General features: G+C 56.8%; 1 protein-coding gene. It reads left to right on the plus strand.

Annotated elements, in window-relative coordinates:
* Positions 1–69: 69 nt before the first annotated feature.
* Positions 70–389 (plus strand): hypothetical protein (locus HMPREF2927_RS09150; protein ID WP_210399833.1); only part of this gene is annotated, 320 nt, incomplete at its 3' end.

Below are 389 nucleotides of genomic sequence, written 5' to 3' on the forward strand. Positions count from 1 at the left end.
AAAGCCCTTCCCAAAAGGAAGGGAAATCCAGAGCATCACAGCCCTGTACGTGAGCATTGACGTGCCTCAATGAAAGCCCTTCCCAAAAGGAAGGGAAATGAAAGTCTCGGAGGCATAGAGCTGCCCATCCTCACGGACGCCTCAATGAAAGCCCTTCCCAAAAGGAAGGGAAATGACCTATTCCCGCCGGAGGTCTGGGCGCTCGGGGGTGCCTCAATGAAAGCCCTTCCCAAAAGGAAGGGAAATGCCAGTTCCGCGCCGCCCTCGCGGTGGCCGCCCGTGAGCCTCAATGAAAGTCCCTCCCAAAAGGAAGGGAAATGTCCTCCCCGCACCGGGTGGGTTGCCTCTCCACCCGCCTCAATGAAAGCCCTTCCAAAAAGGAAGGGAAA

It is taken from the genome of Rothia sp. HMSC061E04 (assembly GCF_001813685.1).
GTDB lineage: Bacteria > Actinomycetota > Actinomycetes > Actinomycetales > Micrococcaceae > Rothia > Rothia mucilaginosa.